This window comes from Dawidia cretensis (assembly GCF_018598175.1).
Taxonomy (GTDB): domain Bacteria; phylum Bacteroidota; class Bacteroidia; order Cytophagales; family Cyclobacteriaceae; genus Ohtaekwangia; species Ohtaekwangia cretensis.
Map to the genome: position 1 here is coordinate 136,881 of NZ_JAHESE010000013.1, position 23,025 is coordinate 159,905.

Genomic DNA, 23,025 nt, shown 5'->3' on the forward strand with positions numbered 1-23,025 from the left:
TGGCATTTTTTATTACAACACCCTATGGAGTTCAACGACTATTTCAAGATCGGTTACGTGCTAAAGCCTCATGGCTTGAAGGGCGAAGTGACGATCTCCCTGGACGAGATTGGCCCCGAGGACCTGGCCGGCATTGCCACCCTGTTCCTGGAAAAAAACAATCGCCTCGAACCTTATTTTGTCGAATCGCTCTCCGGCGCCGGCAGCAAGGCATATCTGAAAGTAGAAGACATCGACACGCCCGAGTCCGCCCAGAGCATCTCCAAACGCAGCATCTATCTGCCCAAAGCCGCCCGCCCTAAATCGAGCCGCGGCCAGTTCTACGACGACGAGGTGATAGACTTTGAAGTAACAGATGCCCAGTTGGGCGCCATCGGCAAAGTCGTGGAGGTAATGAAGGCTGGCGCCAACCGCCTGCTGGTGTTGGACTACCAGGGTAAAGAAGTGCTGATCCCGGTGAACAGTCCATTTATTAAGAGCATAAACAAGAGCAAGAAACTGATTGCGGTAGAACTTCCAGAAGGCTTTTTGGATATATAATATGCACATCGACATCATTACTACGCTGCCCAAACTTGTAGAGAGCCCATTTTCGGACTCGATCCTGAAACGCGCGCAGACGAAAGGACTTGTGACTGTAAACGTGGTAGACCTACGAGCCTATTCCACGAACAAACACCGTACGACCGACGACTACGCCTTTGGTGGTGGCGCCGGCATGGTGATGACGATCGAACCGATTGACAACTGTATTAACGACCTGAAGTCCAAACGCGCCTACGACGAGGTGATCTATATGAGCCCCGACGGCGAGCTGTTTCAACAGTCCATTGCCAACGAGCTTAGCCTGAAGCAAAACCTTATTCTGCTGTGCGGCCATTATAAAGGTGTAGACGAACGCGTACGCGAGCACCTGGTGACCCGCGAGATCAGCATCGGCGACTATGTATTGTCAGGTGGCGAGCTGGCAGCCGCCGTGGTAGCCGACGCCGTCATTCGCCTGCTGCCCGGGGTGCTGTCGGACGAAACCTCGGCCCTGTCGGACTCTTTTCAGGCAGGCCTCGTAGCGCCACCGGTATATACGCGCCCCGCGGAATACAAAGGCTGGAAGGTGCCCGATGTATTGCTATCGGGTCACCCGGCAAAAATTGAAGAGTGGCGCCATGACCAGGCCATTGAACGCACCCGTGCCCGCAGGCCGGGGTTGCTGGACCAGTAAAACGCAGTTCTAACGCGCTGAAATGGCCTGTTTTACAAAATATTTATCGCGACGCTGATTTTATCGATTCTTTCCCTACATTTGCAGTCCAATTTTCAAACCATCGAGTTATGGCAGATTTAATTAAATTAGTTGAGCAGGAGTTCACAGCAATTCGTGAAACACGTCCCGACTTCAATCCTGGTGACACCATCAACGTTCACGTGAAAATAAAAGAAGGCAATAAAGAGCGTGTACAGCAGTTCCAGGGCACAGTAATCCAACGCCGTGGCGAAGGTACTGGCGAGACCTTTACTGTTCGGAAAGTGTCTAACGGTGTAGGTGTTGAGCGTATCTTCCCGATCGTATCTCCTTCCATCGACAAGATCGAGGTTCTGAAAAGAGGTAAAGTACGTCGCGCTAAGCTGTACTACATGAAAGGCCGTCAAGGCAAAGCTGCTCGTATCAAAGAGAAGCTTAAATAAAAAAGGTTCTTTTCTTTTTTGATTTTATACAGAATGAAAGAAGCTGTTCCGACCGGAATGGCTTCTTTTTTTTATGCCTAACACGTTTGCGCGGAGGCAAAAACCACGAAATTTACGCTCGTTAGCATACTATTATTTATTTAATAACTTTGCCCCGCTCATTTTAAAAAACCCAAACAAACCAGACTCATTACCACCATGGCAAAGAACATCGCAGATCTGCTGGGCAAGGATGCCGACTTCCTGCTCAAGCATCAAAGCAAGACCATCTCGAAGGATCAGCTCCACCTGCCCAGCCCGACGTTTGTTGACGACATCTTTCTGCCATCGAATCGCAACCCCCAGGTTTTAAGAAGCCTGCAGCAACTGTTTAGCACCGGTCGCCTGAAAGACACCGGCTTCCTGTCGATCCTCCCGATCGACCAGGGCATTGAGCACAGCGCCGGGGCATCGTTTGCCAAGAACCCTGCCTATTTCGACCCTGAAAATATTGTAAAGCTGGCCATCGAAGGCGGCTGCAACGGTGTAGCCACTACGTTTGGCGCCCTGTCACTCGTATCACGCAAGTATGCTCACCGTATTCCTTTCATCGTAAAGATCAACCACAACGAGCTGCTGACCTACCCCAACAAGCATGAACAAATCATGTTCGGCAGCGTGCGCGACGCCTATAACCTGGGCGCGGTAGCCGTGGGTGCAACGATTTACTTCGGCTCTGACGGTGCATCGCGTCAGATCATCGAAGTGGCCAAAGCTTTTGAAGAAGCTCATAGCCTGGGTATGGCGACCATTCTGTGGTGCTATATCCGCAATAATGCTTTCAAACAAGGCGGCGTCGACTATCACGTATCGGCCGACCTCACCGGTCAGGCGAACCACCTGGGTGTAACAATCCAGGCAGATATCATCAAGCAGAAGCTGGCGGAGAACACCGGTGGCTACAAAGCCCTCAATACGGGTGGTAGCAGCTACGGCAAGCTGGATGAGCGCATTTATAGCGAGCTTTCGTCTGAGCACCCCATTGATCTGTGCCGTTACCAGGTAGCGAACTGCTTCATGGGCCGTGCCGGTCTGATCAACTCGGGTGGCGAATCGAAAGGTACCAGCGACCTGGCAGATGCCGTGCGTACAGCCGTGATCAACAAACGCGCGGGCGGTATGGGCCTGATCTCGGGCAGAAAGGCATTCCAACGCCCCCTCAAAGAGGGTGTGGAAATCCTGAATGCCATTCAGGATGTGTACCTTGATAAGTCGATCGACATAGCATAATTGTTTTCCATTACAAGCCGGTGTATCTTCGATACGTCGGCTTTATTTTTTTACTAAATAGAATTATATGTCTTGGTTCAAGCGTAGTGATAAAGGTATTCAGACGCCGACGGAGGCGAAGCGGGAAGTGCCTGATGGCCTCTGGTTCAAGTCGCCGGCCGGTAAAATTATTCATACCCGTGAATTGAAGAACAACGCCTATGTCGTACCGGATGAAGATTTTCACGTACGCATTGGTTCGGAAGAGTATTTCGAAATTCTCTTTGACGACGGTCAATTCACCGAGCTCGACCCCAACATGGAGTCGGCTGACCCCCTGAACTTCAAAGACACCAAGCCTTATCCGAAGCGTATTAAAGAATCGCAGGAAAAGTCGCAGTTGAAAGATGCCGTGCGTACGGCCTATGGTAAACTGAACGGCGTCGACATTACCATCGGGTGTATGGACTTCAGCTTTATCGGTGGCTCGATGGGCTCGGTAGTTGGTGAGAAAATCGCCCGTGCCATGGACCACAGCCTGCAGAACAAAAAGCCGTTCCTGATGATCTCCCGCTCGGGCGGTGCCCGCATGATGGAGGCCGGCATCTCGCTGATGCAAATGGCCAAAACATCGGCCAAGATCTCCCTGCTGGATAAAGCCGGGATACCCTATATCTCTTTGCTGACCGATCCGACCACGGGAGGTGTAACAGCATCATACGCCATGCTGGGTGACTTCAACATCGCCGAGCCCGGCTCTCTGATCGGCTTTGCCGGCCCCCGCGTAATTCGCGAGACCATTGGCAAAGACCTGCCCAAAGGTTTTCAAAGCGCCGAGTTCGTTCTCGAGCACGGCTTCCTCGACTTCATCGTCGACCGCCGCAACCTCAAGAGCCGCTTGGGTACATTGCTTAAAATGCTGCAGTAAGCAGCTAACTATATACTTAAAAAGGGGACGGCTTCGTCCCCTTTTTTATGTCATCTCGATAAATAACTTTATACAATCGTCTCGATTAGCGCAAGCGCTGCCACTTGCGCCGATAACAAAGCTCCATTTAGCGTCCCGGCATCCCCCGTCGTATCCGTCGCCTCTCCCGCAAAGAACAATACGCCGTTCACCGGCGCCGCCAGCTCCACACGATCTTGATTTGATCCATCGGCGGTACTGTACGCCATCCCGCCACGAATATACTCCTCCTTCGTCCAGTCCATAATCACAGACAGTATATTATCCGCGGGATCGCGTCGTATACTCTCCGTAGCCTGCCCGGCAAACATCCCGTCCAGCTCTTGCAAAAGAACCGGCACCATTTCTTGTCCCAACGCCGAGAGCTCTGCCGCCCGGGGCCCTTGGATCGTTATATCCAATGTCTTGAACTGGTCATCGCGCCCAATGCCCGCGTTGAAGTATTCGGGCGCCTGCACACCACCATAAATGAAATTCGTCTGCGTGCCCCAGAAGTTCTTCCGGAACTCCAATCGCACACGCAATGCCGCCTCCATCTCCATCCGCGACAATGCGGCTGTTTTGGTATCGGGCAGCGGCGGATTGAATGTCATCATGCCTGCTTTTAAAACCGATACCGGCGCCGTTATAATCACGCGATCAACTTCTGCAGTGAAGGGCTCTGCTGCATTTGCCGCCGTACGTTGCCCCGTCAATATCACTTTGCCACCACTATATTGTATGCCGGTCACGGCGCTGTTGAGCTCCACCAGGCTCAGCACATTACTGAACCGCGACAAGACCACATCCTGCATCGGGTTTGCCCGCAACATGGTACGGTGGGTGTTGCGTGTTAATAGCGTTGCTGCTTCTGCCACACCCTTCAACCCGAGCTTGTCATTTACCGTGCCATGCCGGTTGCCGATCCAGCCATTGAGAATAGCCTGTACGCGCGGATTAATACCGGCGCTGGTGATCGCGCTTTGCACCGTCACCGGTTCCGTGCGCATCTTCAGCGACTCAAAAAATTCACGGGCTGCCACCACGTCGGCATCATCCGTTACTTCTGTTGCCAGGCGTGGTATACCATCCAGTACGTATACATCTTCTCCCAGCGATGAAAAATCGATCACGGGCACTTTCAACTGGCTGACGATACGCGCCAGTTCGCCATCGGTACCTTCGATGAAGCTCGCACCCAACTCAAACGGAAACTTACTGATGGGTGGATCGGTCGTACTAAACTGAAGCGACGCAGTCGGCTGATCAAACTGCCGCAGGGTGCGCACCCTACCGCCCAGCACAGACGACGCTTCGAATATGCGCACTTTCACGCCCTTGCTACGCAAGATATCGGCGGCATGTAGCCCGGCAGCACCAGCGCCGATGATGCCTACAACCCCGTCGTATTGAATCTCAGGCTGAGGGTCTTTGTCGCTGCAGCCCGCGAGCCATGTGGGGAGCATCAGCCCTGCCGATACCCCCACTATCTGTTGCAATGCTTGCCTTCTCTTCACCGTGTCATGGATTTTGCGAAAATGATCAGAGACTCTGATTTTACGGGAAATATAACCGATTTTCGTTTTATGAATGCTTTCGAGATACCCCCGGTTGCCAAAGTGGCTATCATTGGCCCCGAGTGCACAGGAAAATCGGCCCTGTCAGCTTACCTCGCCGACTATTTTAAAACCGCATGGGTACCTGAATATGCGCGCCAGTATATTGGTAACCTGACACGCCCTTATACCGAAGACGACCTCCTCCCCATCGCCCATGGCCAACTGCGCATAGAAGACGAATGGGCGCGCGACGCCAACGGCGTACTAATCTGCGACACCAACCTGTACGTGATCAAAGTATGGAGCGAGTTTAAGTACGGCCACTGCAACGAGGAGATCTTGCGCAACATCGCCACCCGCCATTATGACTTATACCTGCTCACCTACGTAGACCTGCCGTGGGAAGAAGACCCACAACGCGAACACCCCCAGCAGCGCGAAGCGCTGTACACCCTATACCTGCGCGAAATGCAACACCAATCTGTACCCTTCGTTGAAATCCGCGGCGAACGAGATCAACGCCAACAGCTAGCACGAGAAGCCGTAGAAAAAATGCTCGCCACCCGCAAACCGTAACGACCTGACGATGCAGAATATTTCTATCAACACGCCTGCCCTCTTGTTCCCCGCCATTACCCTATTGATGCTGGCCTACACCAACCGTTTTCTTGCGCTGGCAACACTCATTCGGAACCTGCACGCCAAATACAAACAAGTACAGGAAGAACGTGACGTGATCAGAGCACAGATACGCAACCTGAAAAAACGCCTGGTACTCATCAAACAAATGCAGGCCGCCGGCATCGTCAGCTTTTTCTTCTGCGTGCTGAGCATGCTGTCCTTTTTTCTACAATACGAAGTGTGCGCTATTACCATCTTCGGCTTGAGCCTTATCTTCCTATTGCTGTCGCTGGCGTTATCGTTAAACGAGGTTTATATCAGCACGAAGGCGCTGGAAATAGAATTGAAAAATATGGAGGAGGAATAGACGTTATTTCTCCGTAATCAAGAACTCAACCCGACGGTTGCGCGCTCTTCCCTCCGGCGTCTTATTCGAATCAATCGGCCGGGCAGTACCATAGCCCTTTGCCGTCACCCGGTTCTTCGGCACTTCTTTTTCTACCAGGTAGTTCATCACAGCCTTTGCCTGGTTCAGTGTCGCCACCTTTGTACCGGGATCGGTATACGCACCGATCTCGATCTTCATACGCGGGTTCTTCAGCAGAAATGCCGCGAGGCGGTCCAGCTCGCGATACGACGAAGGATGTACTGTGATGACCTTACCCGCATTAAACGTAATGTTATTTAACGGAATAGACTGGCCGCGTTGCAGGGGTGCAATTACCAGGTCGCGCAAGATTGAGACATCGGCCGTCTCGCGCGTAACGTCAATCGATTCATACAGCGGATAGTATCCCTCGGCCTCCGCGCTCAACACGTAGCGCTCTTTAACCGGGAAGCGTAGCTCATATTCGCGCGAAAGCGAATCGACACTCGCCGTAACCGATGACACACCTTCAACCACCACCTGCACCGGCACCTCTGCGCCCACCGGCTTGGCTGTGCGCAGGTCTAAAATCTTACCACTTACGATCGCCATCTTCTCGGCGTCGGCTTGCAGGTCAAGCGTTATTTCTTCATACCCATCGATGCCCTTCAGGTCCACCAGGTCGGGCAACGACTCAAAACCGCGGGCGCTTACCTGTACATAATATACTGTGCCGTGCGGCAAGTGCATAGAATACGTTCCTTTAGCGACGTCTACGGTAGCATAGTCAATCTCGTCACCGTCTACCATAATCTTCGCTTTGGCGGAAGCAGGAATCGTACGTTCAGTATTCTTCACCATCAGCTTTCCTTTCAACAAGGCAAAGTCAACGGGCTCTTCTTCCAGGTCGAGTTGGATGTGTTTAAACTGGCGGCCCACCGCATCGACGGGATATGTCTTTGGACCATATTGAAAGAGCTTCGCCGAAAGCTCATACCGGGCCCCCAGCGGCAACTCTACCCGAAAGGTAGCGGAGTCTGCATTTACCGACGACGCTGCCGCCTGTTTACCATCGATCAGAATGGTAACGGCCTTCTGCGTCAGCGGACGCTTGCTTTTGGCATTGATTATTTTACCCGTTACGAGTACATACGGACGGTCTTCGTACAATTTTACTTCGAAGATGTCGGCTTGCTTATCCGCCACGGCGGTAGAAGCAAAGTATGCCCACGAACCGTTGGCGTTGGTGTTCAACCCATCTTCGTTGCCAGGAGTATTGATCGTGTCGTTCAACGCCACCGGAGCAGACCAGGCACTCCAGTCGGCGCTTACGCGTTCTGCTTTAAAGAAATCGGCTTGTTTTCCCTTGATCGTGCGCGAGAAGTACAGCGTTTTGTTATCTGACAGTATAAAAGGACTATATACTTTCCCTTCTATGCCTTTTACGGCTTGTGCCTTTTGCCAATGTCCTTCGGCGCTGCGGTCGATGCGATACAGCGTCCCACCGCGGCTAAAGAGTATATATTTTCCGTCCGCCGACAGCGTCGCTTCCCTGGATGCCTTTACACCAATTTTTTGCGGTGCCGACCAAATGCTGCCCTGCCGTGTAGCCAGGGAGAGACCTTCGTCATTGTAGAGTAATAAGCTCAAACCATCAGCGGAAATACCCAACGGATAGGTACGCTGCCCGATGTTCAGGGAAGTCGAGTGGGTAGCTTCTTGCCACGAACCGTCTGCAAGGCGTGTAGAGATCCAGATGTCCGCTGTCTTTTTTACACCTAACCCGTTTTGCGGATGGTTCTTACGTGCAAAGAACAGGGTGCTGCGGTCAGCCGAAATCACGGGGTTTACCTCGTCATAAGATGAATTAACCCCGGCACCGAGCTTTTTCGGAATAAAATCGGACTGGGCTGACACCCACGTGACAGACGCCACGAACGCAGCGGCGGAAAGGATTATTGACTTCATGATAATTTCCAGTGGTTTACTAATCCGGGATGAGCGGGGCTAAAATTAGAAGGTGTCGCGCACATGGCCCCGCGGATGTAATAAATTCTGCAAAAAAAGAAGACCGGTGCGTCCGGTCTTCTTCAGGGAAGTTAAAAACCCAAATTCGTATGTTACAACGCGCCTGCTTTGATCTCTTCCACCACCGCAGGATCGAGCAAGGTCGTTATATCGCCCAGGTTCGAGACGTCACCCTCGGCCACCTTGCGTAAGATTCTGCGCATGATCTTACCCGAACGTGTTTTAGGCAACCCGCTGACAAATTGGATTTTGTCAGGCTTCGCGATGGGACCGATAATGCGCGACACGGTGTCACGTATCTCACCGCGCAGCTTTTCTTCATCCTTCGGCTTTTCGTAGCAGATGACAAACGCGTACACGGCCTGGCCTTTGATGTCGTGCGGGAAGCCCACCACGGCGGTTTCTGTTACCAGCGGGTGCTCGTCCACGGCGCTCTCGATCTCGGCCGTGCCCAGGTTGTGCCCTGATACGATAATGATGTCGTCCACCCGGCCCGTGATGCGGTAATATCCGTCTTCGTCACGCTTACAGCCGTCGCCGGTAAAATACTTACCGGGAAAGGTCGAGAAATACGTATCCTTAAACCGCTGGTGGTCACCATAGATGGTGCGCGCCATGCCCGGCCACGGGAATTTGATCGTCAGACGTCCTTCCACCCCGTTGCCATTTACTTCGAGACCGCCTTCGTTCATCACGGCCGGCTGCACGCCGGGTAACGGCAGCGTGGCAAACGCTGGCTTGAGCGGCGTAACCCGGGCGATAGGCGCAATCATAAAGCCCCCGGTCTCGGTCTGCCACCACGTGTCGACAATGGCGCATTTACCTTTGCCGATATTTTTATCGTACCAGTGCCAGGCCTCCTCATTGATGGGTTCGCCCACGCTGCCCAGTACACGCAGCGACGAAAGATCATATTTTTCAATGAACTCGATTGGTGCTTGCTGTAACGAGCGAATGGCCGTCGGCGCTGTGTAAAAGATATTTACCTTGTGGCGTTCAATCGCCTGCCAGAACCTGCCCGGATTGGGCCAGGACGGAATACCTTCAAACATGACCGTCGTTGCACCCGCCGACAGCGGCCCATATAAGATATAGGAGTGACCTGTCACCCAGCCGATGTCGGCCGTACACCAATATACTTGCCCTTCTTGGTATTGAAAGGTCGTACGGAACGTATAGTTCGTATATACCATGTAGCCTCCACAGGTATGGACCATACCCTTAGGCTTGCCGGTAGAGCCGGAAGTATAAAGAATGAAGAGCAGGTCTTCGGCGTCCATCTCCTCGGCCGGACAGTCGGCCGACACCTTGGTGATCTCTTCATGCCACCACACGTCGCGCCCCGGTGTAAGCGGCGCACCCGACTTGATATACTCTTTTACGATTACCTTCGATACAGAAGGGCAGCTTTGTACGGCCTCGTCTACAATCTTCTTGAGGTTAATGGTTTTGTCGCCGCGGTATGCGCCGTCAGATGTAACGACCACGTTAGAGCCGGCGTCATTAATGCGGTCGGCAATAGCCTTGGCTGAGAAGCCTGCAAACACCACCGAGTGCACCGCACCAATGCGGGCACACGCCAATACGGCATAGGCCAGCTCGGGTATCATGGGCAGGTAAATACAAACGCGGTCACCTTTCTTGACGCCCTGCGCCTTAAGCATGTTCGCCGTTTTACATACCTCTTCGAATAACTGTTGATACGTAATGTGCCGGGCGTCTTCGTCGGGGTTGTTGGGTTCCCAGATAATGGCGGTGCGGTTAGCATGATTGGCCAGGTGCCGGTCGAGACAGTTCTCAGTAATGTTCAGCTTGCCGCCAATAAACCATTTAACACTCGGTTTGTGAAAATCCCACTCCAGCACTTTGTCCCACTTCTTCCGCCATGTAAGGCCATTCGCCACATCGCTCCAGAAGTTTTCAGGGTGTTCTATACTTTTTTGATAATGATGCTGATAGTCCTCAAAGGTTCTAATGACGTTCATGGTTGGTTTTGCCTGGGGTAGATTAGGGTTTTACTCTCGTGCTGCACTTCCTAACGGTCGTAATCGTTTTAAAGCCCTACACAGCGATAAAATTCTACTCTTTTTCGGGAAATTCAAATAATATTCTGCGTGTGTTTGAACACAACGATAGCCAACGATCAAAATAGGTCGGTGTGCGGTCGTGTGCGAGGAAACCTTGCGGGCAAATCTTGCGTCTTAATTAAAAAGATGAGTGCTCCTTTTGATCATATCGCCGCACCGTACGACGCCGCTTTCCCGCAAGGCGCTGTCGGGCAATTGCAGCGTAAACACATTTGGGCATACCTGCAGCAAGTCATACACCGGCTGCCGGGCCTCGACATTCTGGAGCTGCACCAGGGCAGCGACGAAGACGCTTTGCTGTTTGGCTCACATGGCTTCACGCTGGTGGCAACGGATGTAACCGAAGAAGTGGCACGTGTTATAGAACCGCCCTCGCGCCAATACTCCATGCCCTCGAAGATCAGCTCGCAGTGTCTCGATCCGTATCACCCCGAGGAGACGCTGTTCGACAAACACTACCATCTTATCTTCTCGCACACCGGTGGGCTAAACGCCATGGACCCGGCATCGCTACAACGCCTGTTGCGCCAGGCCGCCACCCTGCTGGCACCCGGCGGACGACTCGTTGCCGTCGTCATGCCCAAGTGGTGTTTATGGGAAATGTTTTACTTCCTGATCACCGGCCGCTTCCGGCGGATCTTCCGGCCATGGTCTGCGCGGCAGTCGGACGGTGTCTCCCCCGTCCTACGCGAGTTCTTTTATACTCCCCGCCAACTGAAACGACTCGCACGGCAAGAGTTTGAGGTCGTAGCGGTAAAGACCGTCGGGTTTGCGCTGCCTCCGGTATGTTTAGAGAATGTTTTTAGTCCACGCAAGAAACTGCTGAAATTCCTGAACCGGTGGGAAGAGCGCCTCAGAAGATTTTCCTTCTTAGCCGGCATGGGCGACCGCTATATCATCGACCTGCGTAAACGTACACCCCAGCGCTAGCGCTATACGCCCCCTACATCAGTCCATACTCTACCAGCACCGCGACCAACGAGCCGGCAATGGCCACCGTAAGCTTCCTGGCATTGAACCGATGCTCCGGACTGCTCTCAAACACGATGGTCGTAGAGATATGCAGAAAGTTACCGCACACAACAGCGTATAGAAAGATCATTCCTTCACCCGTCAGAATTTCATGCTCCGCCAACAACGTGCTAATCAAAAGCCCGAACGGCGCCGCCAACGAAAACCCTACCAGATACGGTATTGCCCGCTTGCGCGAGCCAAGCTGATGCGCCAGTACCGTCATTAATGCAAAAGCCGCCGGTGCGCGGTGCAACGCAATGCCTAACAGAATGGCGTGCATGTCGTACGGCACGCCCATGGTCGCTGGTTGCGCCAGCATGCCCCCTTCCAGTAAGGCGTGAATACAAAGCGCCGTCAATAATACAATTGCCGACGCCGACTGATGCGTGTGTGTCTGGTATGGATTCCCTTGATGTCCGGGGGCCGTATGCCGGTGCATGTGCCCGTGCTCGATACCGGCCGTGAAATACTCCAACACCTGTTGCAAAAAGAAACCCACCAGCACAAAGAGCCCAATATACTCCATGCCGATAGGCTGATGGTATAATTCAGGCAGAATGTGAATGATCGTAATGGCAAACAGATACGCACCGGCAAATACTAACAACAGTTTAAAGCTTGTGCTCTTGCCACCCGGCACCAGAAAGACGGCCAAACCCGACAGCAGGGGTGTAAAAAACAAGACGAGTAGTTTTAAGACCATATATAACGATGTGAGGTTTCAGGGTTGTAATGTTACTGCCCGACGTATGCCCGGCGTGACGTAGGTTGCCACTGTACCATCGGCCGCGGTATAAAATAAGATCGCATCCAGTCCGGGCAATGTCTTCAACACCTCGATCGTCTGCTCGTGCCCCATTACCATAAAAGCGGTATCCCAAGCATCGGCCGTCGTACAGTCGGACGCAAAGACCGATACGGCCAGCAATGGCAGGTCTGCCGGGTAACCCGACTTCGGATCGATGGTATGCGAATATTTCTTTCCGTTTATCTCCCGATAATTAAAATAGTTGCCCGCCGTCGTAAAGGACCGGTCTTTCAGGGCCACATACGCCTTGAAGAATTGATCGTCGCGCGTCGAGTTGGGATCTAGTATGCCGATCTGCCATGCCTTGCGTTTATCTATATTCTTGCCCTGCGCCATGCCTTCGCCGCCCAGCTCCACCAACAGATCGCGCACACCCTTCGCCCGCAGGAAGGCTGTGATTACATCGGCACCATAGCCCTGCCCAATGCCGCCAAAGTCAAGCTGCACCCGCGGGTCGGTCTTCAACAGACTGTCGGTCGTCAACCGAATTTTCTCTACGCCGACAAACGCACGGATCGAATCCACCATGGCCTGGTCTGGCACCCGCGACCTGGCCGGCCCGAAGCCCCACGCATTGACCAGCGGCATGACGGTTGGGTCAAACGCCCCACCCGAATGTTTCGCTACTACCAACGACCGCTGCAAGACCGCCAGCAGGTGTGGGTCTCTTAACGCAATGCCCCGCGCGCTCTTGTTAAACTGCGATACTGCCGAGGCGGGATCGTACGTATTGATACCCTGGTTCACCGCCCGCAGCAGCGAGTCGATGGGCTCCTGGAAATTCCGCTGCCGTTTGTCAAAATAGGTAATATGATAGGTGGTACCCATCGTGCGGCCTTCTACCCGCAAAGGTTCTTCCGCCGGGCTGGAGCACCACAACAGGGTAATGTGTGTAACAAACGCGAGGATCATGTGGCTGTGGCGGACAAGTTACGTAAAATACGATATATGCAACGTTGTTGTATATGAGAACATCGGTTTGTTGCGGCTGGAGAACGTAGAATTGCTACCTTCGTGAACACAAACGGTACTATGCGCGAAGATTACCTGAAAAGCGACGGAGGAGGCGGATTGAATGGAACGGAGAAGGAGTTTGAAAAGGCTTTGCGCCCCCTGTCCTTTGAAGATTTTACCGGCCAGCATAAGGTAGTTGAAAACATAAAGGTCTTTGTGCAGGCCGCCAAGCAACGCGGCGAGCCCCTGGACCACGTCTTACTGCATGGCCCCCCAGGCCTGGGCAAGACTACCCTTTCCAATATCATCGCAAACGAGCTACAAGCCAATATCAAGATCACGTCCGGCCCCGTGCTCGACAAACCGAGTGACCTGGCCGGTCTGCTGACCAACCTCGAGACTAACGACGTGCTGTTCATTGACGAGATCCATCGGCTCAACCCCGTGGTAGAAGAATACCTCTACTCGGCCATGGAAGATTTCCGGATCGACATCATGCTCGACTCGGGCCCCAATGCGCGCTCGGTACAGATCGGACTGAGCCCCTTCACCCTGATCGGCGCCACGACACGCGCCGGCCTGCTCACCTCGCCACTGCGCGCGCGCTTCGGCATCAACGCTCGCCTGGAGTACTATGATTCAACGCTGCTGACCCGAATCGTTAACCGTTCGGCTCAGATACTCAAGACTCCCATCGAAGCCGATGCCGCCTTTGAGATTGCCCGCCGCAGCCGGGGAACCCCGCGTATTGCCAATACGTTGCTGCGCCGTACGCGTGACTTTGCCCAGATCAAAGGCAATGGCACTATTGATAAAAGCATCGCCCAGATTGCGCTCACGGCACTGGACGTAGACGAGAATGGACTGGACGAAATGGACAACCGCATTCTCCTGACCATCATTGAAAAATTTAAAGGTGGCCCCGTCGGGCTTACGACCATCGCCACCGCGGTGGGCGAAGAAGCCGAGACCATTGAAGAAGTATACGAGCCCTTTCTCATTCAAGAGGGCTACCTCAAGCGTACTTCGCGCGGTCGCGAAACCACCGAATTAGCATACCGCCACCTCAAGCTGCCGCCCCCCGCCAGCAAAGGCCCCGGACTTTTCGACAGTATAACCTAACGACCTGGCCGTCCTGCACTTTTTATTATATTTGATTTATCCTGAGTTTCTATATGAGAAAGATCTTCATCTATAGCAGCATCGCAGTTACTGCGCTCCTCCTCCTCTGGGCTTATTTTTGGATTGACGCGCTTTTCGGCTTCCTCCTCGTAGGCCCGCTTATCGTCATGGGCGTACAAGACATTGTACAAAAGAAACAATCTATCAAGCGCAACTTCCCCTTGCTGGGACGGCTGCGCTATGTCTTCGAAGACATGCGGCCGAAAATCCAGCAATACTTTGTAGAGTCTGACACCGATGGTGCCCCTATCAACCGCAACGACCGCTCGGTGATCTACCAGCGGGCTAAGCGTCAGGTGGACACTACCCCATTCGGCACACAAATGAACGTCTATGCCGAGGGTTATGAGTGGATGAGCCACTCTATTGTACCGCTCGATTTTCACAGCATGGAGCATAGTCCCCGTGTGCTGATCGGCAACCGCGACTGTAAACAACCCTACGCCGCCAGCGTACTGAATATATCGGCCATGAGCTTTGGCTCCCTGAGTGCCAATGCCGTCGAGGCATTAAACTCCGGCGCCAAGATCGGCGGCTTTGCACATAACACCGGCGAAGGCGGTCTGAGCCCCTATCACCTCAAGAATGGTGGCGACCTGATCTGGCAAATCGGCACCGGCTACTTTAGTGCCCGCGACGAGGCTGGCAACTTCTCGCCGGAGGCATTCCGTAAGAACGCCGCCAACCCCGAAGTAAAGATGATTGAGCTAAAGCTCTCGCAAGGAGCCAAGCCCGGCCACGGCGGCATATTGCCCGGTAAAAAGAATACGCCTGAAGTGGCGGCCATCCGCATGGTAAAGGCGGGCACTACCGTGTTCTCACCACCCTATCATAGCGCCTTTAAAACACCTCGCGAGCTGGTGCTGTTTATTCAACAACTGCGCGAACTATCGGGCGGCAAGCCTGTGGGCTTTAAATTGTGCATCGGTCGCAAGAGCGAGTTCATTTCCATTTGCAAGGCCATGGTAGCGTTAGACATTTATCCCGACTTCATCACGGTAGACGGTGGCGAAGGGGGTACCGGCGCGGCACCGCCCGAGTTCTCTAACTTCGTAGGCATGCCGTTGCTCGACGGCCTGGCTTTTGTCGACAACATGCTGAAAGGCTTTAACATCCGCCAACACATTCGCATTGGCGCCTCGGGAAAAATTCTGACTGGCTTTCAGATCATCCGTGCCGTCGCCCTGGGGGCAGACTACTGCAACAGCGCCCGCGCCATGATGATGGCGGTGGGGTGTATCCAGGCATTGGAGTGTCATAAGAATACGTGTCCTACCGGCGTGGCTACCCAGGACCCAGAATTGATGAAGGGTCTCGACATTACCGACAAGCGCACCCGGGTGGCTAACTTCCATAAGTATACTGTCGAGAGCTTTGTCGAGCTGCTGGGCGCTGCCGGCCTCGACACCCCGGCCAAGTTGAACCGCCACCAGATCAGCCGCCGTGTATTTACCAACAAGGTGCGTACCCTCGAGCAGATATACCCCTCCATCAAGGTTGGGTCTATGCTGGAACCGGTCGTGCCGAAGCGCTATCAAAAGTCGTTCGCCTCCGCCAGTGCAGATGAATTTTAAGCGGCCTGGTTTTTTGAAGTAAAATATGCCGGATGCATATAGAAGGCTCGACTGTTTTATTACCTTTGGGAATTAACCACAAGTACACCGTGCATCGAAAGTTTTTTCCGCGAGATAAGAATTATGTACTCGAACAAGTACAGGTCTCCCTGGAAAATAACCTTTTGCAGTACATGGTGGATTACGTCAAGGTAGCCTACCTGTTACGATTCAACCCCCTGGGTATTGTTGACGAGACCACGTTGCGCATCCAGGAGCATCCTGCCAAAAATTACGACCACCTGCACGAGTTCTACCTTATCCTGGCGGGCGTATACCGGTTCAAATACTACAGCGACAACCAGTTGGAGTTTATCTTCGACGGTCGTGACCCCCGTGAAAAGTACGAAGCAGAGTGGCCGGAAACATTCCGCCAATGGACCAAAGAGTTTTGCCGCCACGAGCAGTTCCTGCGTGCCATTCTTGAGCTGACCGTATTCTATCCGGAAGACTACACGCCCCAGATGGCAGGTCTGCGCCTAAGCTCGTTCATCACCAAATTCTTTGAGGTGAAGATCGACTCTCAAAAAGGCATCCTCCGCATCCGGGTGGCTTAACCGTTCCCCCCTTTTTCTCCCAACACCCAGCGCTCGATCTGTCGTGGGTAATGTTCATATTCTAATGCGTGCACCTTTTCCGCTATAGCCTCGGCCGCATCATCGGGCGTTAATACACAGCGCGCCTGGAACAGCACGGTGCCCTCATCATAATGCTCGTTCACTTCATGAATGGTAATGCCCGTCTCCGCCTCGCCCGCCTGCTTCACGGCCGTGTGTACGTTCATGCCGTACATGCCTTTGCCACCATACGCCGGCAGAAGCGCCGGGTGAATATTGATGATCCGGCCGGGGTACGCGTGTATCAGGTTCGCGGGTATCAACCATAGAAAGCCCGCCAGCACCACGTGGGTCACGCCCCGCTCCTGCAGCCACTGGACCACCTCGGGTGTATTGCGAAACTGCTGGCGGTCAAATACTTTCGCCTCGATACCCGCCAGGCGGGCGCGTTCCAACGCAAACGCCATTGGGTTGTTGCTCAACAACAGCACGACTTCGATCGTGGGGTGATGCTCGAAATAGGAAAAGAGATTTGCTGCATTGGTGCCGCTGCCTGACGCCAGGATTGCGATGCGGTATTTTTTTGCCATACGGACTGCAAAAGAAACAAAGACTTACATCTTTTAAAACATTGTTACCTTGCAGTTCAATTCCCAACCCTCCATGGAACCGCAAAGCTTTGGCACCAAGGTGAAACGCACCACCAAAAAAATCTTCCGGATCGTCCTGATCGCCGCCCTTGTGGTGGGCGTCGCGGTCTTCTCCTTTTATTATTGGGGAACGTATGAAGAAGGCGTCATGGCCGGCAAAATCCTGCGCGTGAGCGAAAAAGGGGTCATGTTTAAAACCTACGAAGGCAAAATCAACCTGGAGACCTTCGGAGCCTTGCGCGGTGCCAGCCCCATAGCAGAATCATTCGATTTTTCAGTGGAAAAAGGCGACCAGGAACTCATTAAACAATTGCAGGAGGTGGCCCTGAGCGGCGAACGCGTAAACTTGTATTACATCAAACGTTATGCACGCTTTTCCTGGCGGGGTGACACGCCCTATTTTGCGGTGCGCGTAGAGCGGCTACGTCAATAAAGCCTCATTTCTTTTGCCTCCAACTCCTGGATGAGTTGCGATCTCTCTTCCATCAGCTTGATGATCTTGTGGAGGTAGTCAATTTCCTTGCGGGAAAGGGCCAGTTGGTCCTCAAAATCAGCCGGAGCGGCGGCAGGCGGCGCAGCTTGGGCCGCGGCGTGCGGGTCCACATAGTATTGAAAAAAATTATGTTCCAATACTTGGGATATTTTCAGCAAAAGCCCCGTATCTAAGTGACGCTTACGGAAAATACGATAGACATTCTGGCGGACGGTTCCCAGGGAATCCGCAAAATCCGTCAGTTTCATTTGCTTGCTGTCAAAGACTTCTTTGACTTTTTGCCCGATTTCAACAGGTACCATAACGTAATAAGTAACCTTCTACAAATATATGTAAAAAATTAGTTTACACTCTGACGAAGTTATCCGGTGATTGTCACCAATAATTTTACAACGTCATAAATTGTCGCTAAACTTGCAAGCCCAAAACCCGGCAAAGCCCTTTTACTGTATGGCAAGTCCGTATTACCAGGATGAGTACGCAATTATTGAACTGGATGCCTCCATTCCTTGCATTCAGGTCACGCTAAACGGCATTCCACGCTTCAGCGAACACTACCAGCTTGTTCAAATAAAGCGGCTGGAGCTGATGCGCCGTGAAAGAGCCAATTTTCCCAAGCTTCAGATGCTGACCGACAGCCGCACTGCCGGCCCGGTACTGGATGAAGACGTACGCTATTTTAAAAGCCATGTCTTGCCCGCCATGGCAGAGGCCGGCATACATTACCTGGCCATCGTCATGCCCTCTAATAAATTTGCCCAGCTCACGATCCGCGAAATGACCGAGGACTCCGAGAAAGTATATGTACGCTATTTTGATGTGTTGGAAGAAGCCAAACAATGGCTGAAAGAAATGAGCGCGTAACACTAAAAAAATTACCGCTGTTTCTGTTTCAAACGTACATTATTCGGAGAAACGCTATATCCACATTGTTTTTATAGGGTATAGCATTATCTTGCGGAGTTAATAGCTCTCGAACTCCCCTGTAAACCTTTATGTCAATGCGTTTGCCCTCCTAAACCTATGCAGGACCTCATCAGGAACCTACCCGCTGTTATTTATGAATATGCAGTATATCCGGATGGCATAAGCCGGTTTACGTTCATGAGTGAATCTGCAGAGCCCATTTTAGGAGTATCTCCCAAAAAGGTAATGGAGGACGCATCCGTACTGGAAGCTATTATACACGAAGACGACCGTCCCGGCCTCACAGCCTCTGTTGAACAAAGTTTACAGGAGGGACGCGACTGGCATTGGGAAGGACGCGTACACGTACGCGGCGACGTTCTTTGGATTGAAGCCCGCGCCAACCACGCTATAGAACCCGACGGCACCATCATTCGCCGCGGGGTGATCCAGGATATTACCGAACGCAAAGCCTCTGCCCGTGAAACGGAGCTGCGCTACCTCAACCTGGTCGAGCGGCTGCCCATCGGTGTGGTCATTCACAAACAAGGCAAGCTCATCTTCGCTAACGTACAGGCACACCAAATACTCGGCGCTAAAAAATCGCAGGGCCTGCTCGGCACCGACGTACTAAACTTTGTCCACCCCGAGTATCATCCGCGCATTATGCGCCGCATGCGCGAAGTAGCCGAAGGCATGCCTTCGCCCATGGTCGAGCAACAATATGTACGCATGGATGGCCGCGTGATTGACGTCGAGACGATGGCGTCACCTTTTACTTTCCAGGGCGAGCCCTGTGTACAAGTCATCTTCCGTGACATTACCGAGCGCAAGCAGACCGAAGAGCGTATTAAGAAAAATGAAACGCTGCTGGCACAGCTGTTCCAGAATGTGCCGATGGCCGTGGTGCTGCTGACGGAGACCGGCAAAGTAGAGCAGGTCAACAAAGGCTTCGAAGAAATGTTTGGCTTTACCCTCGACGAGCTGAAGGGAAAAAGCATCAACGACTTCATCGTGCCCGAAGAGCTGGTGCACGAAGGTGTCGACCTCAACAACCTCATTACCAGCAGCCGCATTGTGAGCATCGAAACCATTCGTAAGCACCGCAGCGGCAAGCTGGTAAACGTGATCCTCTACGGCATGCCTGTAATGATGGAGAACCAAACCATCGGCATCTACGGTGTATACGTTGACTTTACAGATCGCAAAAAAGTAGAGGAAGAGCTCAAGATCAGAAATACTGAGCTCGACAACTTTGTCTATAAAGTATCGCACGACCTGCGCGCGCCCCTGTCATCCATTCTGGGTCTTGTAAACCTGGCCCGCCTGCCCGGCAATACCGACAACCCGATGGACTACATTGACATCATCGGCGAGAAGGTAGAGCACCTCGACCATTTTATCGGCGATGTACTCAGCCACTCCAAAAACCTGAAGATGGACGTCACCACCAGCCAGGTAGACTTTGAGCAGATCATTGAGCGCACGTTCAAAGACCTGAACTACCTGCAAGGTGCAAAAGACATGGAGCGCAGCGTAAAGATTTCGGGTATTGCTTTTTATAGCGACCCGTGGCGCATTTCCGAGATCTTCCGCAACCTTATTTCCAACGCCATTAAATACCGGCAGCTGAACATCGAGCGGCCCGAGATCCGTATAAAAATACTGATCGACCAGCGCCGCGCCGAGATCAACTTCTCCGACAACGGCATCGGTATTGACGACGTCAGCCTGGCGAAGATCTTTGAAATGTTTTACCGCGCCACCGAGCAATCGGATGGTTCGGGTATTGGATTATATATTGTAAAGAACGCGGTCGATAAACTGGGTGGACAGATCACCGTCTCCAGCCAGGTGAACCAGGGCACACGGTTCAGCATTATCCTACCCAACCGAATCAGTAATATTGTCCTGGTGAATACACCCCAGGCAGTGGATGAGCAATCATGAAGATCGTAGAAGTAATAACAGCGGCACACGCGCGTGAATTTATCGAGTTTGCTGTACGGCTTTACAAAAATCACCCGGTTTGGATACGTCCCCTCGACGCCGATATAGACAACGTCTTTGATCCTGAAAAGAACAAAGCCTTTCGCCATGGCACATGTATACGCTGGCTGCTGCAAGACGACGCCGGCAAAACCATCGGCCGCGTAGCCGCCTTCGTCAACGAAAAGATCGTACACAAAGGCAACGACCAGCCTACAGGGGGCATGGGCTTCTTTGAATGTATTGAAGATCGTGCCGCCGCTTTCGCACTACTCGACCAATGCAAGACGTGGTTACAGGCCAAAGGCATGGAGGCGATGGACGGCCCTATCAACTTTGGTAGCCGCGACCGCTGGTGGGGACTGCTCATCGAGGGGTTTGACCGCGAGCCCAACTACCAGTGTAACTATAACTTTCCATACTACCAGCATTTCTTCGAAGCCTACGGCTTTCAGGTATACTTCTACCAGCTGACCTTTGCCCGCGGGGTGCAAGGCCCGCTATCGGCTCGGCTGGACGAAAAAGCGGCGCTCTGCCGGCGCGACCCGAACTACGACTTTCGCTACCTGAAAAAGCAAGAATTAGGCAAGTTGGCCGAGTATCTACTCATCGTATATAACAAGGCGTGGGCCAACCGCTCGGAAAACCCCGAGCTCACCATGGCACAAGCCAAGCTGCTCGTGCAGCAGATGAAGCCCATTCTCGACCCGAAGCTGCTGTACTTCGGCTTCTACAAAGGCGAGCCCGTATCATTCTTTCTGTCGCTGCCCGAGATCAACCAGATCTTTAAATACGTCGACGGTAAAATGAACTGGCTGGGCAAGCTCAAGTTTGTGTGGCATACACTGTTGAAAACAAACAAGAAAGCCTTTGGCATTCTGTTCGGCGTGGTGCCCGAGCACCAGGGCAAAGGTGTGGACGGGGCCATGATCACCTACGCCCGCGACGTGCTGCAGCCTGACGCCCGCTACACCCAGTACGAAATGAACTGGATCGGCGACTTTAATCCTAAAATGATTCTGGTGGTAGAGCAAGTGGGCGGCGAGGTGTCTAAGCGCCACGCCACATACCGCAAGCTTTTTGACGAGACCAAACCCTTCCGGCGGGCACCGATCCTGAAATGATCGGCCCGGGCGTTTCGCCGTCAAACTTCTTTTCATGGATGCTTGTTTATCGCTAAACTTGCAGCCCGAAGAAAACACATGAAAAGCAAAACCGGAGTCCTCCTGATCAATCTGGGTACGCCCGACAGCCCCTCGGTAAGCGATGTCCGTTCCTACCTGTCGCAGTTTCTGAACGATCCCCGGGTCATAGACATTCCGTGGCTACTGCGCAAAATCCTGGTAAACCTTATCATCGTGCCCTTCCGGGCTCCGAAATCGGCCAAGATCTACCAGAAGCTGTGGACCGCCAACGGCTCTCCGCTGCTGTATTACAGCGAGCGCGTCAAGACCCTGCTCGACGACTCGCTCGGCGACGACTACGAGGTGCACCTGGCCATGCGGTACAAAAATCCGTCGATTCCGAACGTACTGGAAACGATGCGCAAAAAGCATTACGAGAAGATCATCGTGCTGCCCATGTTCCCGCAGTACGCCTCTGCCTCCACCGGCTCGGCCCTGGAAGAGGTCATGCGCGTGCTGCGTACCTGGTGGGTAATTCCGGAAGTAAAATTCATCAGCCAGTACTACGACCACCCGCTCTTTATTGAAGCCTTTGCCGAGCGGGGCCGCAAATACAACATTGGCGACTACGACCACGTACTATTCTCCTATCACGGTTTGCCCGAGCGACAGGTCGACAAAGTGTATGACGAAGGTGTTTGCAAAGACCACGACTGCGAGCATTCCATTACCGAAGACAACCGGTACTGCTACAAAGCAGCCTGTTACGCCACTACCCGCCTGCTAGCCGTCAAGCTGAACATCCCTGCAGAGAAATATACCGTCTGCTTCCAGTCACGCCTGGACAAAAAATGGCTTATGCCTTTCTCCGACGAAGTGGTGCGCCAATGCGGCGACAAAGGCATGAAAAAGATCCTGGCCTTCTCCCCGGCCTTCACAGCAGATTGCCTCGAAACCATTATCGAGATCGGCGACGAGTACCAGGAGATCTTCCACGAACACGGCGGAGAGAAAGTACAGCTGGTGGAAAGTTTGAATGATAGCGCGCTGTGGATTGACTGCTTACGCGATCTGGTGAAAGGACATTAATAACAAAACCTGGCGCCGGCAACACATAGAAATCGAGTAGGAAGTAAGGGATTATTTCCCTTACTGTCCTCTCACACCACCGTACGTGCCGTTCGGCATACGGCGGT

General features: G+C 52.9%; 23 protein-coding genes. 16 read left to right on the forward strand and 7 right to left on the reverse strand.

What is annotated here, in order from left to right; all coding sequences use genetic code 11:
* The first annotated feature begins 24 nt into the window (after positions 1–24).
* The 5 genes from rimM (at position 25) to accD (ending at position 3,859) form a co-directional block, all read left to right on the forward strand.
* The gene (gene rimM, locus KK062_RS14670; protein WP_254085059.1) at positions 25–540 is read left to right on the forward strand and encodes a ribosome maturation factor RimM; all 516 of its coding nucleotides are present in this window, start codon (positions 25–27) and stop codon (positions 538–540) included.
* 1 nt (position 541) lies between these two features.
* Positions 542–1,219, forward strand: coding sequence for a tRNA (guanosine(37)-N1)-methyltransferase TrmD (trmD, locus tag KK062_RS14675; RefSeq protein WP_254085060.1), 678 nt, complete (start codon positions 542–544; stop codon positions 1,217–1,219).
* Between the two features lie 110 nt (positions 1,220–1,329).
* Entirely contained in the window at positions 1,330–1,683 is a 354-nt protein-coding gene (gene rplS / locus KK062_RS14680; RefSeq protein ID WP_254085061.1) for a 50S ribosomal protein L19, read from the forward strand.
* Between the two features lie 198 nt (positions 1,684–1,881).
* Complete coding sequence (locus KK062_RS14685; RefSeq protein ID WP_254085062.1) at positions 1,882–2,952, forward strand: class I fructose-bisphosphate aldolase; 1,071 nt, start codon at positions 1,882–1,884, stop codon at positions 2,950–2,952.
* A gap of 67 nt (positions 2,953–3,019) precedes the next feature.
* Positions 3,020–3,859 (forward strand): acetyl-CoA carboxylase, carboxyltransferase subunit beta, encoded by an 840-nt coding sequence (accD, locus tag KK062_RS14690; RefSeq protein ID WP_254085063.1) that lies wholly within the window; start codon positions 3,020–3,022, stop codon positions 3,857–3,859.
* Between the two features lie 68 nt (positions 3,860–3,927).
* On the opposite strand, the gene KK062_RS14695 is transcribed toward accD, so the two are convergent.
* A complete protein-coding gene (locus tag KK062_RS14695; RefSeq protein ID WP_254085064.1) occupies positions 3,928–5,394 on the reverse strand; it encodes a flavin monoamine oxidase family protein in 1,467 nt (488 codons plus the stop codon).
* A gap of 69 nt (positions 5,395–5,463) precedes the next feature.
* Between KK062_RS14695 and KK062_RS14700 the strand changes: the two genes are divergently transcribed.
* Both KK062_RS14700 and KK062_RS14705 read left to right on the forward strand, forming a co-directional pair.
* Positions 5,464–6,012, forward strand: coding sequence for an AAA family ATPase (locus KK062_RS14700; RefSeq protein ID WP_254085065.1), 549 nt, complete (start codon positions 5,464–5,466; stop codon positions 6,010–6,012).
* Positions 6,013–6,022: 10 nt separating this feature from the next.
* Positions 6,023–6,424: a DUF2721 domain-containing protein gene (locus tag KK062_RS14705; protein WP_254085066.1), complete on the forward strand. Its 402-nt coding sequence runs from the start codon at positions 6,023–6,025 to the stop codon at positions 6,422–6,424.
* Positions 6,425–6,427: 3 nt separating this feature from the next.
* Here the strand turns inward: KK062_RS14705 and KK062_RS14710 are convergent, their stop codons facing one another.
* Complete coding sequence (locus tag KK062_RS14710) at positions 6,428–8,392, reverse strand: OmpA family protein (RefSeq protein ID WP_254085067.1); 1,965 nt, start codon at positions 8,390–8,392, stop codon at positions 6,428–6,430.
* Positions 8,393–8,544: 152 nt separating this feature from the next.
* Complete coding sequence (gene acs, locus KK062_RS14715) at positions 8,545–10,437, reverse strand: acetate--CoA ligase (RefSeq protein ID WP_254085068.1); 1,893 nt, start codon at positions 10,435–10,437, stop codon at positions 8,545–8,547.
* Positions 10,438–10,665: 228 nt separating this feature from the next.
* On the opposite strand from acs, the gene KK062_RS14720 reads away from it, so the two are divergent.
* Positions 10,666–11,469, forward strand: coding sequence for a class I SAM-dependent methyltransferase (locus tag KK062_RS14720; protein ID WP_254085069.1), 804 nt, complete (start codon positions 10,666–10,668; stop codon positions 11,467–11,469).
* 13 nt (positions 11,470–11,482) lie between these two features.
* Here KK062_RS14720 and KK062_RS14725 read toward each other — a convergent pair whose 3' ends face one another.
* Complete coding sequence (locus tag KK062_RS14725) at positions 11,483–12,256, reverse strand: ZIP family metal transporter (protein ID WP_254085070.1); 774 nt, start codon at positions 12,254–12,256, stop codon at positions 11,483–11,485.
* Positions 12,257–12,274: 18 nt separating this feature from the next.
* Positions 12,275–13,273, reverse strand: coding sequence for an FAD:protein FMN transferase (locus KK062_RS14730; RefSeq protein ID WP_254085071.1), 999 nt, complete (start codon positions 13,271–13,273; stop codon positions 12,275–12,277).
* A 120-nt stretch (positions 13,274–13,393) separates the two neighbouring features.
* Between KK062_RS14730 and ruvB the strand changes: the two genes are divergently transcribed.
* From ruvB to KK062_RS14745, 3 genes are all read left to right on the forward strand, one after another.
* A complete protein-coding gene (gene ruvB / locus KK062_RS14735) occupies positions 13,394–14,437 on the forward strand; it encodes a Holliday junction branch migration DNA helicase RuvB (protein WP_254085072.1) in 1,044 nt (347 codons plus the stop codon).
* A 53-nt stretch (positions 14,438–14,490) separates the two neighbouring features.
* On the forward strand, positions 14,491–16,071 hold the full coding sequence (locus tag KK062_RS14740) for an FMN-binding glutamate synthase family protein (protein ID WP_254085073.1): 1,581 nt from the start codon (positions 14,491–14,493) through the stop codon (positions 16,069–16,071).
* An 89-nt stretch (positions 16,072–16,160) separates the two neighbouring features.
* Entirely contained in the window at positions 16,161–16,667 is a 507-nt protein-coding gene (locus KK062_RS14745; protein WP_254085074.1) for a hypothetical protein, read from the forward strand.
* Here the strand turns inward: KK062_RS14745 and purN are convergent.
* Positions 16,664–17,257 (reverse strand): phosphoribosylglycinamide formyltransferase, encoded by a 594-nt coding sequence (purN, locus tag KK062_RS14750; RefSeq protein ID WP_254085075.1) that lies wholly within the window; start codon positions 17,255–17,257, stop codon positions 16,664–16,666. The two genes, KK062_RS14745 and purN, sit on opposite strands and share 4 nt — an antisense overlap.
* Before the next feature lie 49 nt (positions 17,258–17,306).
* Here purN and KK062_RS14755 point away from each other — a divergent pair, with 49 nt between their 5' ends.
* Entirely contained in the window at positions 17,307–17,750 is a 444-nt protein-coding gene (locus tag KK062_RS14755; RefSeq protein ID WP_254085076.1) for a DUF8785 domain-containing protein, read from the forward strand.
* Here KK062_RS14755 and KK062_RS14760 read toward each other — a convergent pair.
* Complete coding sequence (locus tag KK062_RS14760) at positions 17,744–18,112, reverse strand: hypothetical protein (protein ID WP_254085077.1); 369 nt, start codon at positions 18,110–18,112, stop codon at positions 17,744–17,746. The genes KK062_RS14755 and KK062_RS14760 overlap by 7 nt on opposite strands.
* A gap of 148 nt (positions 18,113–18,260) precedes the next feature.
* On the opposite strand from KK062_RS14760, the gene KK062_RS14765 reads away from it, so the two are divergent.
* The 4 genes from KK062_RS14765 (at position 18,261) to hemH (ending at position 22,918) form a co-directional block, all read left to right on the forward strand.
* Positions 18,261–18,674: a hypothetical protein gene (locus KK062_RS14765; protein ID WP_254085078.1), complete on the forward strand. Its 414-nt coding sequence runs from the start codon at positions 18,261–18,263 to the stop codon at positions 18,672–18,674.
* A gap of 159 nt (positions 18,675–18,833) precedes the next feature.
* Complete coding sequence (locus KK062_RS14770; protein ID WP_254085079.1) at positions 18,834–20,666, forward strand: PAS domain-containing sensor histidine kinase; 1,833 nt, start codon at positions 18,834–18,836, stop codon at positions 20,664–20,666.
* Positions 20,663–21,829 (forward strand): hypothetical protein, encoded by a 1,167-nt coding sequence (locus tag KK062_RS14775; protein WP_254085080.1) that lies wholly within the window; start codon positions 20,663–20,665, stop codon positions 21,827–21,829. Before KK062_RS14770 ends, KK062_RS14775 begins: the two co-directional genes overlap by 4 nt.
* Before the next feature lie 78 nt (positions 21,830–21,907).
* A complete protein-coding gene (gene hemH / locus KK062_RS14780; RefSeq protein WP_254085081.1) occupies positions 21,908–22,918 on the forward strand; it encodes a ferrochelatase in 1,011 nt (336 codons plus the stop codon).
* Positions 22,919–23,025 lie beyond the last annotated feature (107 nt).

Bases quoted from the DNA above. Each gene is read 5' to 3' on its own strand.
- rimM (WP_254085059.1), top strand. From the start codon at position 25: ATGGAGTTCAACGACTATTTCAAGATCGGTTACGTGCTAAAGCCTCAT.
- trmD (WP_254085060.1), top strand. From the start codon at position 542: ATGCACATCGACATCATTACTACGCTGCCCAAACTTGTAGAGAGCCCA.
- rplS (WP_254085061.1), top strand. From the start codon at position 1,330: ATGGCAGATTTAATTAAATTAGTTGAGCAGGAGTTCACAGCAATTCGT.
- KK062_RS14685 (WP_254085062.1), top strand. From the start codon at position 1,882: ATGGCAAAGAACATCGCAGATCTGCTGGGCAAGGATGCCGACTTCCTG.
- accD (WP_254085063.1), top strand. From the start codon at position 3,020: ATGTCTTGGTTCAAGCGTAGTGATAAAGGTATTCAGACGCCGACGGAG.
- KK062_RS14700 (WP_254085065.1), top strand. From the start codon at position 5,464: ATGAATGCTTTCGAGATACCCCCGGTTGCCAAAGTGGCTATCATTGGC.
- KK062_RS14705 (WP_254085066.1), top strand. From the start codon at position 6,023: ATGCAGAATATTTCTATCAACACGCCTGCCCTCTTGTTCCCCGCCATT.
- KK062_RS14710 (WP_254085067.1), bottom strand. From the start codon at position 8,392: ATGAAGTCAATAATCCTTTCCGCCGCTGCGTTCGTGGCGTCTGTCACG.
- acs (WP_254085068.1), bottom strand. From the start codon at position 10,437: ATGAACGTCATTAGAACCTTTGAGGACTATCAGCATCATTATCAAAAA.
- KK062_RS14720 (WP_254085069.1), top strand. From the start codon at position 10,666: ATGAGTGCTCCTTTTGATCATATCGCCGCACCGTACGACGCCGCTTTC.
- KK062_RS14725 (WP_254085070.1), bottom strand. From the start codon at position 12,256: ATGGTCTTAAAACTACTCGTCTTGTTTTTTACACCCCTGCTGTCGGGT.
- KK062_RS14730 (WP_254085071.1), bottom strand. From the start codon at position 13,273: ATGATCCTCGCGTTTGTTACACACATTACCCTGTTGTGGTGCTCCAGC.
- ruvB (WP_254085072.1), top strand. From the start codon at position 13,394: ATGCGCGAAGATTACCTGAAAAGCGACGGAGGAGGCGGATTGAATGGA.
- KK062_RS14740 (WP_254085073.1), top strand. From the start codon at position 14,491: ATGAGAAAGATCTTCATCTATAGCAGCATCGCAGTTACTGCGCTCCTC.
- purN (WP_254085075.1), bottom strand. From the start codon at position 17,257: ATGGCAAAAAAATACCGCATCGCAATCCTGGCGTCAGGCAGCGGCACC.
- KK062_RS14760 (WP_254085077.1), bottom strand. From the start codon at position 18,112: ATGGTACCTGTTGAAATCGGGCAAAAAGTCAAAGAAGTCTTTGACAGC.
- KK062_RS14765 (WP_254085078.1), top strand. From the start codon at position 18,261: ATGGCAAGTCCGTATTACCAGGATGAGTACGCAATTATTGAACTGGAT.
- KK062_RS14770 (WP_254085079.1), top strand. From the start codon at position 18,834: ATGCAGGACCTCATCAGGAACCTACCCGCTGTTATTTATGAATATGCA.
- KK062_RS14775 (WP_254085080.1), top strand. From the start codon at position 20,663: ATGAAGATCGTAGAAGTAATAACAGCGGCACACGCGCGTGAATTTATC.
- hemH (WP_254085081.1), top strand. From the start codon at position 21,908: ATGAAAAGCAAAACCGGAGTCCTCCTGATCAATCTGGGTACGCCCGAC.